Here is a 15,190-nt window from a genome sequence, read left to right as displayed (position 1 = left end):
GTGGAACCGGATTGATACCCGCCATACAGCGCGTCGCAGTCATTCGGGGAACGGGCCATCGCCAAGTCGAAGATCATCAACCGCCGCTGGCTCCCGCTCAACGCATTGCGCGCCTTCGACGCGGTCGGGCAGCAGATGAGCTTCACCGCGGGGGCGCAGGCGCTCAATGTCTCGCAAAGCGCCGTCAGCCGGCACATCATCAGCCTGGAGGAACTGTTGGGGCAGAAGCTGTTCGACCGTTCGGGCCAGCGCCTCGTGCTGACTGCGGCGGGCGCGGCGCTGCTCCCTGAGGTACGGCGATCGTTCGACCTGCTGGAACAGACGATGAATGCGGTAAGCCACGATCCGTTGAGCGGCCGCCCGATCCGGATCCACATCCCGCCATCGCTGCTGCAACAGGTGGTGATGCCGATGATCCGCGCGTTTCATCGCGACTATCCCGACGTGCGGATCGACATTTCGAGTTCCCCGGTGACGGGGATGCCGACCACCGAGACCGACATGGCGATCGTCTTCGACCGGCCGAACATCGACGACCGGATCACCGACCTGTTGTGGCTGGTCCGAGTCGCGCCGGTCTGTTCCCCCGCCGTGGCAGCGGCCAACACGGGCAAGTCGCTCGAGCAGTTCCTGTCGGACAACGACCTGCTGCACGTGACCCTCGACGGCGAGGTGCGCGGGCTGCTGTGGAGCAGCTTCGCACGCAGCAGCGGGATCGAGCTCAACACCAATCGCGGGCTCGCGTTCGACACGCTGTCGCTTGCCGCGACCTATGCGATGCAGTCGGGTGGGATCGCGCTCGCCGACATCGCGATGTTCGCGCCCGAGATCGCGGCGGGCAAGCTCGTCGTGCCGCATGACACGATGGTCGACGACGGGTTTGGCTATTATCTCAAATTGCGCGCGGACGATCTCGACGATCCGACGATCAGCCTGTTCCGGAGCTGGCTGATCGCGCAATTCGCGGCGCGGCAGACGGGCTGAATTTTCCGGTCGCATCCGCCGCGCGACGCGCTATTTGGTTGCGATGGAAACGATCGCTCCGAGCCCCGAGGCCGAAACCATCGCGATTCTCGAGACGATCGAGACGCGGCTGCGCTGGCTTTCGTCCTGGACGATCCACAACGCCAATCATCTCCGCGAGAGCCGCGACGGGCTGAAGGTCGGCGGGCATCAGGCGAGCTGCGCGTCGATCACCGCGATCATGACCGCGCTGTACTTTGGCGCGCTCCGCCCGAACGACAAGGTCGCGGTCAAGCCGCACGCCGGGCCGGTGCTCCACGCGATTCATTACCTGCTGGGCCAGCAATCGCTCAACGCGCTCCAGCGGTATCGCGGGCTGGGCGGCGCGCAGAGCTATCCGAGCCGGACCAAAGATTCGATCCCCGTCGACTTCTCGACCGGGTCGGTCGGGCTCGGGGTCGCGATCACCGCCTTCGCCAGCCTGATCCAGGATTATCTGATCGCGCACGGCGATCTCGCAGAAGCGGACGCCGGGCGGATGATCGCGCTGATGGGCGATGCCGAACTCGACGAGGGCAATATCTACGAATGCCTGATCGAATCGTATAAGCACGACATCCGCAATTGCTGGTGGATCGTCGACTATAACCGTCAGTCACTCGACAGCACGACCGCGGACCGGATGTTCCGACGCTTCGACGACATTTTCGAAACCTGCGGCTGGCGCGTCGAGACGCTGAAACACGGCAAGCTCCAGCGCGACGCCTTCGCGCGCGACGGCGGACAGGCGATTGCCGACTGGATCGACGCCTGCCCCAATGCCGAATTCGCCGCGCTGACCTATCAGGGCGGGGCCGCCTGGCGCACTCGCCTGCACGCGGACCTGGGAGGTGCGGGCGAAAGCCTCGCGCTAATCGACACGTTTGACGACGATGCGCTGGCGGCGTTGATGACCAACCTCGGCGGGCACTGCATCGAGACGCTGCTCGACGCCTTCGCGCGGTGTGGCGACGACGTGCCGACCTTGTTCATCGCCTATACGATCAAGGGCTACGGCCTCCCCTTCGCGGGTCACAAGGACAATCATTCGGGGCTGATGAACCCCGGCCAGATCCACGCGCTGCGCGACCGTCTCGGCATCGCCGAGGGCGACGAATGGGCGCCTTACGGTGGCCTCGGCGACAATGTCGCGGCGCAGGCGCGTTCGGTGGTCGAACGCAGCGCGCTCGCCACCGCACGGCCCGTTCCCACCGCCCCCGCAATCCCGCTGCCCGACGCGCTCCCCGCCCCAGAGGGCGCGGAGTGGTCGACCCAGGCGGCGTTCGGGCGAATCCTGCTCGATCTCGCCAAGAGCGGGCATCCGATCGCGGACCGGATCGTGACGACCTCGCCCGACGTGACCGTCTCGACCAACCTCGGCGCGTTCGTCAACCAGCGCGGGCTATTCCGGCGGCAGGAACTCGCGGACGTGTTTTCGGCTGCCCGCATTCCGACCGCGCAAAAATGGGCGGGCCACGGCGCGGGGCAGCATATCGAACTCGGCATCGCCGAGAACAATCTGTTCCTGATGCTCGCCGCGCTTGGTCTTGCGGCACCGCTGTTCGGCACCCGGCTGATGCCGATCGGGACGGTCTACGACCCGTTCATCGCGCGGGGGCTCGATGCGCTCAACTACGCCTGTTACCAGGATGCGCGCTTCCTGCTGGTGGCGACTCCCTCGGGGCTGACCCTCGGACCGGAGGGCGGCGCGCACCAGTCGATCAACTCGCCGCTGATCGGGATCGGGCAACCGGGGCTTACCTATTTCGAGCCTGCCTTCGCCGATGAACTCGCGCTGATGATGCACTGGGCGTTCGAGCAGATCCAGGCGGACGACGGCGGATCGACCTATCTGCGGCTGTCCACCCGCACGATCCCGCAGGTTACGCGCACGGATGATCGATGGAAGGCAGATGCGCTCGAGGGCGGCTATTGGCTGGTTGAACCCGGCGCCGCGCGCGATGTCGCGATCGTCTTCACCGGTGCGGTGACGCCCGAGGTGCTTGAAGCGCATGCCGCCCTCGCCGACGATGTCCCGGGCCTCGGCTTGCTGATGGTGACGTCGCCCGACCTGCTGCACCGCGGCTTTTCCGCCCGCCACGCGCAACGCTGGACCGGGGACACGCGCGCGGCGTGCCACGCCGAGACGCTCCTCGACCGGCTCGCGCCTGGTGCCGGGCTGGTAACGGTGATCGACGGCGCGCCGTCGACGCTGTCGTGGCTCGGCGGGGTGCGCGGGATGCGCGTCAGCCCGCTCGGGACCGACCGGTTCGGGCAGACTGGCGACCTGCCGGACCTTTACCGGCTCTACCGGCTCGACGCCGAGGCGATCGTCGATGCGGTAGCGGAATTGCTGCTGTAGGACGCTTTGGCGAAGGGGGACGGCGTCCCGTCAAGCTTGCTTTGGATCAGCGCAAAATTCCCCCCTTGGAAATGGTTCTAAAAGCGGCCTGCGCGTTTCCTCGAGTCCTGTAACCGACGCGAAGGACACTCCGCTGGAAAGCATTGCCGGACCAATCCAGGTCGTTCTGCAAGACACGCCCCCGAGCATGACGCCTGAAGCGCGTGGCGCGCGAAAAAACGGGGGGGCAGCATGACCGTCGCGTTTCTCGCAACCCGGATTGCCGAAGCCCTGCGCGACGACGATCTCGTCTTCATCGCCAATGACGATCAGCAGGCCGACGCGCTGGCCTGCGCGCTTGCCGCAATCGTCGACCGTAGCCGCGTCTTCTTCCTCCCGTCGAGCGACACGCTCCCGGGCGACGTCGCCCCCGCCTCTCCCGCCAACGCCGGGCGGCGAGTGGCGACGCTCCATGCGCTGCGGGTCGCGCAGACTCGAGCGGAGCGCGACGCGATCGCACTGATCCTCAGCGGCGAAGCGGCGGCGCGCCGGTACCCCGCCGCGGAACAGTTCGACCGCGCGCCCCCAGCGCTTGCGATCGGCGACGCGATCGATCTCGAAGCGTTCGCGCCGATGGTTGCAGACCTCGGCTACGTCACCGACGACCGCGTCGACGAGCCGGGCGAAGTTGCGGTCCGTGGCGAAGTGATCGACATTTTTCCGGCCGACGCGGTCCGCCCCGCGCGGATCGATGTCATCGACGAAAAGATCGCAGCGATCCACTGCTTCGACCCCGCGACGCAACGGACGCTCGAGTCGCTCGATACGCTCGAAATCGGACGTGCCGCCGAACCGCCGCTGGGTGACCCGGTCGCGATCCTCGCGCATCTGCAGCCGGGCCGGATCGTGCTGGCGGACAAGGCCGACAGCCGTCGGGCCCGGTTCGTCAAGCTCGCCGGCGACGTCGCCGCACGCGGCACCGGCAAGATCGACGCGATCGACGACGACCAGTGGCACGCCGCGCTAAACGGCTGGACGCCCTTGGCGTTCGACGACGCTGTGGCGGACGTCCCCCGTTTCGCGGAAGTGAAGGCGCCGCTTGCCAAGCTGGTGCGCTTCACCAAACCGCTGCTCGCCGATCATGCCCTGGTGCTGGCGGGGAGCAAACGCGACATCCGGTTCCTGCGCGCGCGGATCGGGCAACGGCTCGGGGTCGAGTTCGTCGACCATGACACGTGGGACTCGCTCCGCGATCTCACCCCGGGAATGGCCGCGACCGTGACAATGCCGGTCGACTGCGGGTTCGTCGTTGACAAGCGGGTCGTGATCGCCGCTGCCGACCTGCTCGGCAGCCGCGCGTTGCTCGATGACGCGCAACCCGGCTCGGCGAACCCGCTTGCAGGCGGCGCGGAGATCCGGATCGGCGATGTCGTAGTGCATGAGGATCACGGCGTCGGTACGGTCCTCGGGCTCGAAGTGGCGCCCCGTGCCGAGGCGACTTCGGGCGAGATGATCGTGCTCGAATATGCCGGCGGCGCGCGGCGGCTGGTCGAGGTCGACGATGCCGACCGCCTGTGGCGCTATGGCGCGGATGCGGAGGCGGTGACGCTCGACAAGCTCGACGGTTCGTCCTGGCTCAAGCGGCGCGGTGACATCCACGCGGCGATCGCCGAAAGCGCGCGCGGGCTGACCGAGCTTGCCGCCATGCGCGCAACGTTGAAAGCGTCGGTCCTCACCCCCGATCCTGCCGCCTACGAACGTTTCGCGAACGGTTTTCCGTTCAACGAAACCGCGGACCAGACCCGCGCCATCGCGGCAGTCCGACAGGATCTCGCGCACGGCACCCCGATGGATCGGCTCGTCGTCGGTGATGTCGGGTACGGCAAGACCGAGGTCGCGCTGCGCGCGGCGGCGATCGCCGCGCTCGCGGGCTATCAGGTCGTGGTCGCAGCGCCGACCACCGTGCTGGTCCGGCAGCATCTCGAGAGTTTCCGACGACGCTTCGAAGCCGCGGGGATTGCGGTCGAGGGCCTCTCCCGCCTGTCGAGCGCAGCGGAAAAGAAAGCAGTCAAGGCCGGGCTTGCCGACGGATCGATCCAGATCGTGATCGGGACCGGCGCGGTGATGGCGAAAGGCGTCAGCTACGCAAAGCTCGGGCTCGTCATCATCGACGAGGAACAGCGCTTCGGCGCGGCGGACAAGGCGCGGTTGCGCGGATCGGGCGAGGTCCATCTGCTGACGCTGTCGGCAACGCCGATCCCGCGGACGCTCCAGATGGCGCTGGTCGGGTTGCAGCAGATCTCGATCATCGCGACTCCGCCGGCACGTCGCCAGCCGATCCGCACCAGCCTCGACCACTATGACGACGTCCGGATCCGCACCGCACTCTTGCGCGAGAAGGGGCGCGGCGGACAAAGCTTCGTCGTCGTCCCGCGGATCGAGGACATGGCGAGCGTCGGCGAGAAGCTCCGGCGCGCGGCACCCGACCTCACGATCGTCGAGGCGCACGGCAAGATGCCTGCCGCCGACATCGACTCGGTGATGGTCGCGTTCTCCGAAGGCTACGGTGACGTGTTGCTCGCCACCAATATCATCGAAGCTGGGCTCGACGTGCCGCGCGCGAACACAATGGTGGTGTGGCGCGCGGACCGCTTCGGGCTGGCGCAATTGCATCAGTTGCGGGGTCGGGTCGGGCGCGGCAACCGGCGTGGGCAGGTCGTGCTGCTCACCGACTCGGATCATGCGATCGCGGAGCGGACGTTCAAGCGGCTGCGAACGCTGGCCACCTTCGACCGGCTTGGCGCCGGGTTCGACATCAGCGCGCAGGATCTCGACATGCGCGGCGCGGGCGATCTGCTTGGCGAGACGCAGGCGGGGCATACCAAGCTGATCGGTATCGACCTCTACCAGCACTTGCTGAGCGGTGCGCTGCGAAAGGCGCAAGGCGAGGATGTCGAGCGCTGGACGCCCGAACTGCATCTCGGCCCGGCCGGTGGTTTCCCGGCGGACTGGATCCCCGAGGATGACGTGCGGCTGTCGCTCTATATCCGGCTCAGCCGCATCTCAGACGGCTCGATGCTTGATGAATTCGAGGATGAGCTGGTCGACCGGTTCGGTGCGCTCCCGGTCGATGCATCGGGCTTGCTGGCGCGGGCCCGCGTCCGGTTGCTGGCGCGCGATGCGCGGGTGGAGCGGATCGACGCCGGCGACAAGGCAATCGCGCTAACGCCGCGGCGCGACTTTGCGGCGGATACGGCGGAAGCTGGTCTGGTCGAGAAGAACGGTCGGTTCCTGCTCGCGGAACCGACCGATGAAGGCACGCGGACCGAACGGGTCCAGACGCTGCTGGAGGAACTGGTCGCCTGACATGTCAGGGCGGGGCGGTACCAGTGGCGCAGTGCGCCATTGGTACCGCCCCGCCCTGCGCAGGCGTGCTGGCGGCTCTTACGAGATCCGCCGACCAAGTTCCTTGTTGACCCCAAGCGCGATCAACGTCGCCAGTGCACCCGACAGGAGATAGGCACCTGCCGCCAGCAGACCGAAGTTGCTTGCCAGCAGGAGTGCGACGAGCGGCGCGAAGCCCGCGCCGACCAGCCACGCCAGATCCGACGTCAGCGCAGCCCCGGTGTACCGCCGCGTGCTGCCGAAATTCGCGGCGACCGCCCCCGACGACTGGCCGAACGCCACGCCGAGTAGCGCGAAGCCGACCAGCACGAACGCCATTTCGCCGGCATATCCCGCGCTCAACAACTGCGGTGCGAAGCCACTGAACGCCGCGATCCCGGCTGCGGTCACGCCGAGCAGGTAGCGCCGCCCGACCCGATCCGCGATCAGGCCAGACGCGATCACGCCGACCACGCCGACGATGCCGCCGAGGATCTCGATCGACAGGAACCGTTCCGGCTTCTGGTTCGTAAAGAGATGCACCCAGGACAGCGGAAACACGGTGACCATGTGGAACAGCGCAAAGCTCGCCAGCGGCGCGAACGCCCCGATCACAATGTTGCGCCAATCGCTGCGGATCGTCTCGAGCACATGCGACGGCTCGAGTTCGCGGCTTTCGAAAAGGGCTTCGTAATGCGGCGTCGACACCATGCGGAGACGGGCGAAGAGAGCCACGACGTTGATCGCAAAGGCGACGAAGAACGGATAGCGCCAGCCCCAGTCGAGGAAGTCGGCGGGCGACAAGGTGCTGAGGAAGAAAGCGAACAATGCGCTCGCCACGATCAGCCCGAGCGGCGCGCCGAGCTGCGGAATCATTGCATACCAGCCGCGCTTGTTCTCGGGCGCATTGAGCGCGAGCAGCGAGGCGAGGCCGTCCCATGCGCCACCCAGCGCAATACCCTGGCCGATGCGGAAGATCGCAAGCAGCACGATCGCCCAGGCACCGATCGTCTCATACCCGGGCAGGAACGCGACCGCGGCGGTCGATCCGCCCAGCATGAACAGGGCGATCGTCAGCTTGGTGCCACGGCCGAGCACCTGATCGACCGCGAGGAAGATCATCGACCCGATCGGACGGGCGATGAATGCCAGCGCGAAGATGCCGAAGGAATACAGTGTGCCCGTCAGGCGATCCGCGAACGGAAAGATCAGCGCCGGGAACACCAGCACCGATGCGATCGCATAGACGAAGAAGTCGAAGAATTCGGACGTACGCCCGATGACGACGCCGATTGCGATCTCGTTCGGGTCGACATGGCCATCGCCATGCCCGTGCCGGGCGTTGATCGCCCGCGCATCGCGCTCGGCGGTGTGGGAGGCGGTTTGTGCTGTCATCGTTCGCGTCTTCCTGGACCGTGGGACGATCGGTCGTTGTTTCACCCTATGCCTTATACCACGGCTTTAGGGCATTGGACAAAATGTCCAATGTCGCAGCGCAGCATCTGTGTATAGCGCGCCCCCATGGCATCCCTCCGACTCCCCCCGATTCCCCGCCGCCCGATTCGTCACTTGCTGGCCGCGGGTTCGCTCACGCTGCTGCTTGGCGGATGCAACATGGTCGTCATGAACCCGGCCGGCGACGTTGCATTGCAGCAACGTGATCTGGTGATCTTCGCCACCGCGCTGATGCTGCTGATCGTCGTTCCGGTCATCGGGCTCGTTGGCCTGTTCGCCTGGCGTTACCGGTCGACCAACGAGGACGCGACGTACGAACCCGACTGGGATCACTCGTCGCAGCTCGAGCTGCTGATCTGGGCGGCACCGCTGCTGATCGTCATCTGCCTTGGCGCGGTGACCTGGACGGGCACGCATCTGCTCGACCCGTACCGCCCGATTGCCCGCCTGTCCGCCGGCAAGCCGCTGGTCGCGAACGTCAAGCCGCTCGAGGTCGAAGTGATCGCGCTCGATTGGAAGTGGCTGTTCGTCTATCCGCAATATGGCATTGCGACGGTCAACGAGCTCGCCGCACCGGTCGATCGCCCGATCCATTTCCGCATCAGTTCGTCCTCGGTGATGAACGCGTTCTACGTCCCCACCCTCGCCGGCATGATTTACGCGATGCCGTCGATGGAGACGCAGCTCAACGCGGTAATCAACAAGCCGGGCAATTACGAGGGTTTCTCGTCCAACTATTCGGGCGCGGGCTTCTCGGGAATGCGCTTCCGATTCCACGGGCTGAGCGAGGGCGATTTTAACGCCTGGATCTCGCGCAACAAGGCGGCCGGTGGAAACCTGACGCGCGCTGATTATCTAAAGCTCGAGAAACCATCGGAGAAGGTTCCTGTCATGCGGTTCGCGAACGTCGATCCCGGTATCTTCAGCGCGGTCGTCAACCAGTGCATCCGCCCCGGCACGACCTGCATGAGCGACATGATGAAGAAAGACATGCAGGACAGCGCGGCGATGGAAGGCATGCCCAACAGCGGTCACGCCGAAGGCAAACGCAACTCGTCCCCGCTGACGACGCGCGACGCCGGTCAGGCACCGCCGAAAAGCCCGTCCGACATTCCGCAACGCGGACCTTCGGCTCCCGATGAGTCCAATACGCCCAAGCAGCGCCCCCTCTAAATGGCCAGTACCATGCAAGCTTCACCCCTCAACGTCAGTCCGATCCTCGGCCGCTTCACGCTTGAGTCGCTCCCGCTCCATGAACCGATCGTCGTCGCCACATTCTGTGGCGTCGCGCTCGGCGGGATCGCGCTGCTGTCGGCACTCACCTACTTCAAACTGTGGGGCTATCTCTGGAAGGAGTGGTTCACCAGCGTCGATCACAAGAAGATCGGCATCATGTACATGATCCTCGGGATCGTGATGCTGCTCCGCGGCTTCTCGGACGCGATCATGATGCGCGCCCAGCAGGCGATGGCCTTCAACGGGTCCGAAGGCTATCTCAACGCGCACCACTATGACCAGGTGTTCACCGCGCACGGTGTCATCATGATCTTCTTCGTCGCGATGCCATTCGTGACGGGTCTGATGAACTACGTCGTCCCGCTTCAGATCGGTGCGCGCGACGTGTCCTTCCCGTTCCTCAACAACTTCAGCTTCTGGATGACGACCGCAGGCGCGGTGATCATCATGATGAGCCTGTTCGTCGGCGAGTTCGCGCAGACCGGCTGGCTCGCCATGCCGCCGCTGTCGGGCATCGGGTTCAGCCCGGGCGTCGGCGTCGACTATTACATCTGGTCGCTCCAGATCGCTGGTGTCGGCACGCTGCTGTCGGGCGTCAACCTGATCGCCACCATCGTCAAGATGCGCGCGCCGGGCATGACCATGATGAAGATGCCGATCTTCTGCTGGACCGCACTCTGCACCAACATCCTGATCGTCGCAGCCTTCCCCGTCCTCACCGCAGTGCTGGCACTGCTCAGCCTCGACCGTTACGCCGACACCGCGTTCTTCACGAACACGCTCGGCGGCAACCCGATGATGTACGTCAACCTGATCTGGATCTGGGGTCACCCGGAAGTCTACATCCTCATCCTGCCGATGTTCGGCGTGTTCAGCGAGGTCACCTCGACCTTCTCGGGCAAGCGCATCTTCGGCTACACCTCGATGGTGTATGCGACCATGGTCATCACCCTGCTCGCCTACCTCGTGTGGCTGCACCACTTCTTCACCATGGGGTCGGGCGCGAGCGTCAACTCGTTCTTCGGCATCACCACGATGATCATCTCGATCCCGACGGGCGCGAAGATCTTCAACTGGCTGTTCACCATGTACCGTGGCCGGGTGCGCTTCGAACTGCCGATGATGTGGACGATCGCGTTCATGATCACCTTCACGATCGGCGGCATGACCGGCGTCCTGCTCGCAGTGCCACCGGCCGACTTCGTGCTCCACAACTCGCTGTTCCTCGTGGCGCATTTCCACAACGTCATCATCGGCGGCGTGGTGTTCGGGGCGTTCGCCGGGATCAACTACTGGTTCCCCAAGGCGTTCGGGTTCAAGCTCAACGAGTTCTGGGGCAAGGTGTCGTTCTGGTGCTGGGTCGTGGGCTTCTATCTCGCGTTCATGCCGCTCTACGTGCTCGGCCTGATGGGCGTCACCCGTCGCCTGCGCACCTTCGATGACCCGAGCCTGCAGATCTGGTTCATCATCGCAGGGATCGGTGCCCTCCTCGTCGCTGCCGGCATTGCCGCCATGCTCCTCCAGTTCGCGGTCAGCATCCGCGATCGCGAGAAGCTGCGCGACACCACCGGTGACCCGTGGAACGGCCGCACGCTCGAATGGGCAACCTCGTCGCCGCCGCCAGATTACAACTTCGCCTTCACGCCCGTCATTCACCAGGGCGATGCATGGGCGGACATGAAGGCACGCGGCTACGAGCGTCCGACGACCGGTTACAAGGACATCCATATGCCCTCGAATACCGGTTCGGGTGTCATCCTCGCGGGTCTGTGCGTGGCCTTCGGCGTCGGCATGATCTGGTACGTCTGGTGGCTCGCGGCGGTCAGCTTCGTCGCCATCCTCGCCGTCGCGATCGGCCATACGTTCATCTACAAGCGCGACTTCTACATTCCTGCGGCGACCGTTACCGCCAAGGAAGAAGCCCGCACCGCGGCCCTCGCGGAGGTAAAGGCATGAGCACGTCTTCGTCCGATTACGACATCGACACGTTCCACCTCGCCGAGGAGCTGCATCACGCAGAGGGGTCGAGCACGATGCTCGGCTTCTGGCTCTACCTGATGAGTGACTGCCTGATCTTTGCGATGCTGTTCGCGACCTACGGCGTGCTGGGGACCAGCTACGCCGGCGGTCCGGGGCCGAAGCAGCTGTTCGAGCTGCCGCTGGTCGCGGTCAACACGTCGATGCTGCTGTTCTCGTCGATCACCTACGGCTTTGCGATGCTGTCGATGGTCAACAAGAAGGTCGGCGCGACCCAGGCATGGCTCGCGGTGACGGCAGCGTTCGGGATCGCGTTCATCAGCATCGAGCTCTACGAGTTCGCAAACCTGATCCACGAAGGCGCGACGCCACAGCGCAGTGCGTTCCTCTCGTCGTTCTTCACGCTGGTCGCAACGCACGGGCTCCACGTCACCTTCGGGCTGGTCTGGCTGTTCACGCTGATGGTGCAGATCCAGGTCAAGGGCCTGATCCCCGCCAACCAGCGTCGCCTGATGTGCCTCAGCCTGTTCTGGCACTTCCTCGACGTCATCTGGATCGGCGTCTTCACCTTCGTCTATCTCATGGGAATGCTGCGATGAGCGCCGACCTCCACCACGCCGCGCACGACGCGCACCACGGCGCGCCCCACGGCAACGGCCATCACGACGATCTCGCCCACGAAGAGTCGCACGGCTCGTACAAGAGCTACGGGATCGGTTTCGGCCTGTCGGTGATCCTCACCGCGATCCCGTTCTGGTTGGTGATGACGCGCACGCTGACCAATCAGGCGACCGCGCTGATCATCATGGCGTTCGCCGCGGTGCAGATGGTCGTCCACATGATCTTCTTCCTGCACATGAACCGGCGCGCTGAAGGCGGCTGGTCGATGATGGCGTTGATCTTCACGATCGTCATCGTCGGGATCGCGCTCAGCGGGTCGCTGTGGGTGATGTATCACATGAACGCCAACATGATGCCCGCCCAAGACATGAGCCAGATGGGGTGAGCACACCGCGCCGTGGCTTCGTGCGGGGCGCGGTTACCGTGGTCTGGCTCGCGGTCATCGCCGCGCTGATCGGTCTCGGGACATGGCAGGTCCAGCGCCGAGCGTGGAAGCTGGACCTGATCGCGCGGGTCGACGCGCGGGTCCACGCCGCGCCCGTCGCGGCACCCGCCACCGCCGGCAAGGACGACGCCTACCGCCGGGTACGGGTTACCGGCGATTATCTCTCGGGGCGGGATACGTTCGTCCAGGCCTCGACCGTGCGCGGTCCCGGTTTCTGGGCGATCACGCCGCTGCGGCGCGGCGACGGATCGATCGTCCTGATCAATCGCGGCTACGTCCCCGCCCGCGCGGCGCTCCCACCGGTGGCGGGCACCACGACGATCACCGGGCTGCTCCGCCTGACCGAGCCAGGTGGCGGCTTCCTGCGCAGCAACGTCCCGGCAACCGACCGCTGGTATTCGCGCGACGTCGCCGCAATCGCCACGCGGCGCGCGGTCTCGCCCGCCCTGCCCTATTTCATCGACGCCGATGCCAGTGACCCCCGCCCCGGCGCGCCCGTCGGCGGTCTTACGGTGATCCATTTTCCCAACAGCCACCTTGCTTATGCGGTGACATGGTACATTCTTGCCCTCATGGGCATCGCCGGGTTGATCTACTGGATCCGCGTCGAGCGGCAGCGGCACACCCCCGCCGCGTGAGCCGCGCGATCGCCAGCCTGCGCGGTCTGCCCGCGCTGCAGACCGCCGGCCATGCGAACATGCTGCAACTCGTCGAACTCCGCTGGATGGCGGTGGCGGGACAGCTCGGCACGATCCTGCTGACTCACGTGGTCTTCGGCATCCGCCTCCCGATGATGGCGATGCTCAGCGTGCTGACCGGACTCGTCATCCTCAATGCCGGAAGCCTGTTGCGGCTGCGGCTCGACCGCCCGATCACCAACGGAGCGTTGTTCGGCGGGCTGCTGCTCGACGTGCTGGCGCTCAGCGCGCAACTGTATCTGAGCGGGGGCGCGACCAACCCGTTCGTCTCGCTTTTCCTGCTGCAGGTCGTGCTTGGATCGGTGCTGCTGGCGAGCTGGTCGGCATGGACGATCGTTGCCGCGACCAGCCTGTCGTTCGCCGTCCTCACCGCCTTCTACCAGCCGATCACGCTGCCCGCCGGGTTCGACCGCTCGCTGTTCGCGTTGCACGTGCAAGGCATGTGGGTCTGTTTCGCGTTGGTTGCGGTGCTGCTGGTGGCCTTCGTCGGGCGGATCAACGCGAATTTGCGGGCGCAGGACAATCGGCTTGCCAATGTCGAACGCCACGCGGTCGAGGAAGAACATATCGTCCGGATCGGCATGCTAGCCTCGGGTGCGGCGCACGAGCTCGGTACGCCACTGTCCTCTCTGTCGGTGATCCTCGGCGACTGGCGCCGCAGCCGCCTGCTCGCGCAACATCCCGATCTGCTCAACGATATCGAGGAGATGCAGGCCGAGGTGCAACGCTGCAAGGCGATCGTCACGAGCATCCTGCTGTCCTCGGGCGATGCGCGCGGCGAACAATCCGCCGCGACGACGGTGCGCTCCTTCGTCGACCGCGTCGTCGCCGACTGGATCGCGGCGCGCAGCTTCGCCAATGCGATCTACACCGACCAGTTCGGCGAGGACGTGCCGATCGTGTCGGACGTCGTCCTGCAACAGGCGGTCTTCAACATGCTCGACAATGCCGCGGAATATTCGCCGCAGCGGATCGAGATCGCGCTGACCCGCGACGCCGACGACGTCGTGCTGACGGTCCGCGACGCCGGGCCCGGGTTCGCCGCGCATCAACTCGCGAGCATCGGCAAGCCGTACAACAGCACCAAGCCCGAGCTCGGTCGTGGCATGGGGCTGTTTCTCGCAAGCAACGTCGCGCGCAAGCTCGATGGATCGCTGACCGCGCGGAACCAGCCCCGCAGCGGCGCGGAGGTGACGTTCCGCCTGCCGCTCGCCGCGATCGCGCTGGGAGGAGAGGACGATGGCGAGTAACCCGCTGCTGCTGATCATCGAGGATGACGCCGCCTTCGCGCGCACGCTGCAACGCTCGTTCCGGCGGCGGGATTACGAGGTCGTGCTGGCCGAGGGGCCAAGCGACCTCCCCGCCTTGCTCGCCGCGCGCACGCCCGATTACGCCGTGGTCGATCTCAAGCTCGCGAACAGCTCCGGGCTCGTCTGTGTCGAGACGCTGCGCGCGCACGACCCCGATACGGTGATCGTCGTGCTGACCGGCTATGCGAGCATCACCACCGCGGTGCAGGCGATCAAGCTTGGCGCGACCTCCTATCTCGCCAAGCCCGCCAATACCGACGATATCGAACGCGCGTTCGGGATGACGCTGGGCGACGCGGATGCACCGATTGGCGACCGACAGACCTCGATCAAGACGATCGAATGGGAACGGATCAACGAGACGCTGGCGGCTACGGGCTTCAACGTATCGGAAACTGCGCGCCGCCTCGGTATGCATCGCCGGACGCTGGCGCGGAAGCTCGAGAAGCGCCGGATCGTATAGGACGCCCGACGGAATTCACTGATCTTTAAAAGAATGCGGGTAGGTAATGCATCTGCTGGCGTAACCGACGTCAGCCTAACCAACGCCGGGCCGTCCGTTACGGCCTAGCCCTCTCTGCGACAGCAAAGGCAAACTTGCTGTAGTAAAGACTATGTATTAATAACTACTAAATTCGAAAAAATAGATATTACGGCGTAGTTCTGGAACTATTCGTCGCATTCAATCATTTTCGCAACGATGGCACATACTGCCACAGGC

Annotated in this window: 11 protein-coding genes; 10 read left to right on the top strand and 1 reads right to left on the bottom strand. The window is 65.4% G+C overall.

Translation table 11 applies throughout. The features are described from left to right. The first annotated feature begins 105 nt into the window (after positions 1-105). The 3 genes from RH91_RS12925 to RH91_RS12915 all read left to right on the top strand — a co-directional run bounded on the left by RH91_RS12925 (position 106) and on the right by RH91_RS12915 (position 6,709). Complete coding sequence (locus RH91_RS12925; protein ID WP_010163220.1) at positions 106-984, top strand: LysR substrate-binding domain-containing protein; 879 nt, start codon at positions 106-108, stop codon at positions 982-984. 43 nt (positions 985-1,027) lie between these two features. Beyond that, positions 1,028-3,364: a transketolase gene (locus RH91_RS12920; protein ID WP_010163219.1), complete on the top strand. Its 2,337-nt coding sequence runs from the start codon at positions 1,028-1,030 to the stop codon at positions 3,362-3,364. A 231-nt stretch (positions 3,365-3,595) separates the two neighbouring features. Beyond that, positions 3,596-6,709, top strand: a complete 3,114-nt coding sequence (locus tag RH91_RS12915; protein WP_010163218.1) for a helicase-related protein — start codon at positions 3,596-3,598, stop codon at positions 6,707-6,709. A gap of 78 nt (positions 6,710-6,787) precedes the next feature. On the opposite strand, the gene RH91_RS12910 is transcribed toward RH91_RS12915, so the two are convergent. Then, positions 6,788-8,122 carry an MFS transporter gene (locus tag RH91_RS12910; RefSeq protein ID WP_010163217.1) on the bottom strand — a complete coding sequence of 445 codons (1,335 nt, stop codon included), beginning with the start codon at positions 8,120-8,122 and terminating at the stop codon, positions 6,788-6,790. A 126-nt stretch (positions 8,123-8,248) separates the two neighbouring features. Here RH91_RS12910 and cyoA point away from each other — a divergent pair, with 126 nt between their 5' ends. From cyoA to RH91_RS12875, 7 genes are read left to right on the top strand one after another with little or no spacing between them, the layout of a single operon-like run. Beyond that, positions 8,249-9,355: a ubiquinol oxidase subunit II gene (gene cyoA / locus RH91_RS12905; RefSeq protein ID WP_442852546.1), complete on the top strand. Its 1,107-nt coding sequence runs from the start codon at positions 8,249-8,251 to the stop codon at positions 9,353-9,355. A gap of 12 nt (positions 9,356-9,367) precedes the next feature. After that, positions 9,368-11,374 carry a cytochrome o ubiquinol oxidase subunit I gene (gene cyoB / locus RH91_RS12900; protein WP_010163213.1) on the top strand — a complete coding sequence of 669 codons (2,007 nt, stop codon included), beginning with the start codon at positions 9,368-9,370 and terminating at the stop codon, positions 11,372-11,374. Continuing rightward, positions 11,371-11,994 (top strand): cytochrome o ubiquinol oxidase subunit III, encoded by a 624-nt coding sequence (gene cyoC, locus RH91_RS12895; RefSeq protein WP_010163212.1) that lies wholly within the window; start codon positions 11,371-11,373, stop codon positions 11,992-11,994. Before cyoB ends, cyoC begins: the two co-directional genes overlap by 4 nt. Next, positions 11,991-12,401 carry a cytochrome o ubiquinol oxidase subunit IV gene (gene cyoD / locus RH91_RS12890; RefSeq protein WP_010163211.1) on the top strand — a complete coding sequence of 137 codons (411 nt, stop codon included), beginning with the start codon at positions 11,991-11,993 and terminating at the stop codon, positions 12,399-12,401. Before cyoC ends, cyoD begins: the two co-directional genes overlap by 4 nt. Next, positions 12,398-13,099: an SURF1 family protein gene (locus RH91_RS12885; RefSeq protein WP_037478759.1), complete on the top strand. Its 702-nt coding sequence runs from the start codon at positions 12,398-12,400 to the stop codon at positions 13,097-13,099. The genes cyoD and RH91_RS12885 overlap by 4 nt, the downstream gene beginning before the upstream one ends. Then, positions 13,096-14,409: an ATP-binding protein gene (locus tag RH91_RS12880; protein ID WP_010163209.1), complete on the top strand. Its 1,314-nt coding sequence runs from the start codon at positions 13,096-13,098 to the stop codon at positions 14,407-14,409. Before RH91_RS12885 ends, RH91_RS12880 begins: the two co-directional genes overlap by 4 nt. Next, the gene (locus RH91_RS12875; RefSeq protein WP_010163208.1) at positions 14,399-14,932 is read left to right on the top strand and encodes a response regulator transcription factor; all 534 of its coding nucleotides are present in this window, start codon (positions 14,399-14,401) and stop codon (positions 14,930-14,932) included. Before RH91_RS12880 ends, RH91_RS12875 begins: the two co-directional genes overlap by 11 nt. Positions 14,933-15,190 lie beyond the last annotated feature (258 nt).

It is taken from the genome of Sphingomonas sp. PAMC 26617 (genome assembly GCF_000242835.1).
In the GTDB taxonomy this organism is placed as follows: domain Bacteria; phylum Pseudomonadota; class Alphaproteobacteria; order Sphingomonadales; family Sphingomonadaceae; genus Sphingomonas.
This window is presented reverse-complemented; position numbering and strand designations above follow the sequence as displayed.

Coding starts and splice junctions, on each gene's coding strand:
- RH91_RS12910 (WP_010163217.1), bottom strand. CDS start 8,122: ATGACAGCACAAACCGCCTCCCACACCGCCGAGCGCGATGCGCGGGCG.
- cyoB (WP_010163213.1), top strand. CDS start 9,368: ATGCAAGCTTCACCCCTCAACGTCAGTCCGATCCTCGGCCGCTTCACG.
- cyoC (WP_010163212.1), top strand. CDS start 11,371: ATGAGCACGTCTTCGTCCGATTACGACATCGACACGTTCCACCTCGCC.
- cyoD (WP_010163211.1), top strand. CDS start 11,991: ATGAGCGCCGACCTCCACCACGCCGCGCACGACGCGCACCACGGCGCG.
- RH91_RS12915 (WP_010163218.1), top strand. CDS start 3,596: ATGACCGTCGCGTTTCTCGCAACCCGGATTGCCGAAGCCCTGCGCGAC.
- cyoA (WP_442852546.1), top strand. CDS start 8,249: ATGGCATCCCTCCGACTCCCCCCGATTCCCCGCCGCCCGATTCGTCAC.
- RH91_RS12875 (WP_010163208.1), top strand. CDS start 14,399: ATGGCGAGTAACCCGCTGCTGCTGATCATCGAGGATGACGCCGCCTTC.
- RH91_RS12920 (WP_010163219.1), top strand. CDS start 1,028: ATGGAAACGATCGCTCCGAGCCCCGAGGCCGAAACCATCGCGATTCTC.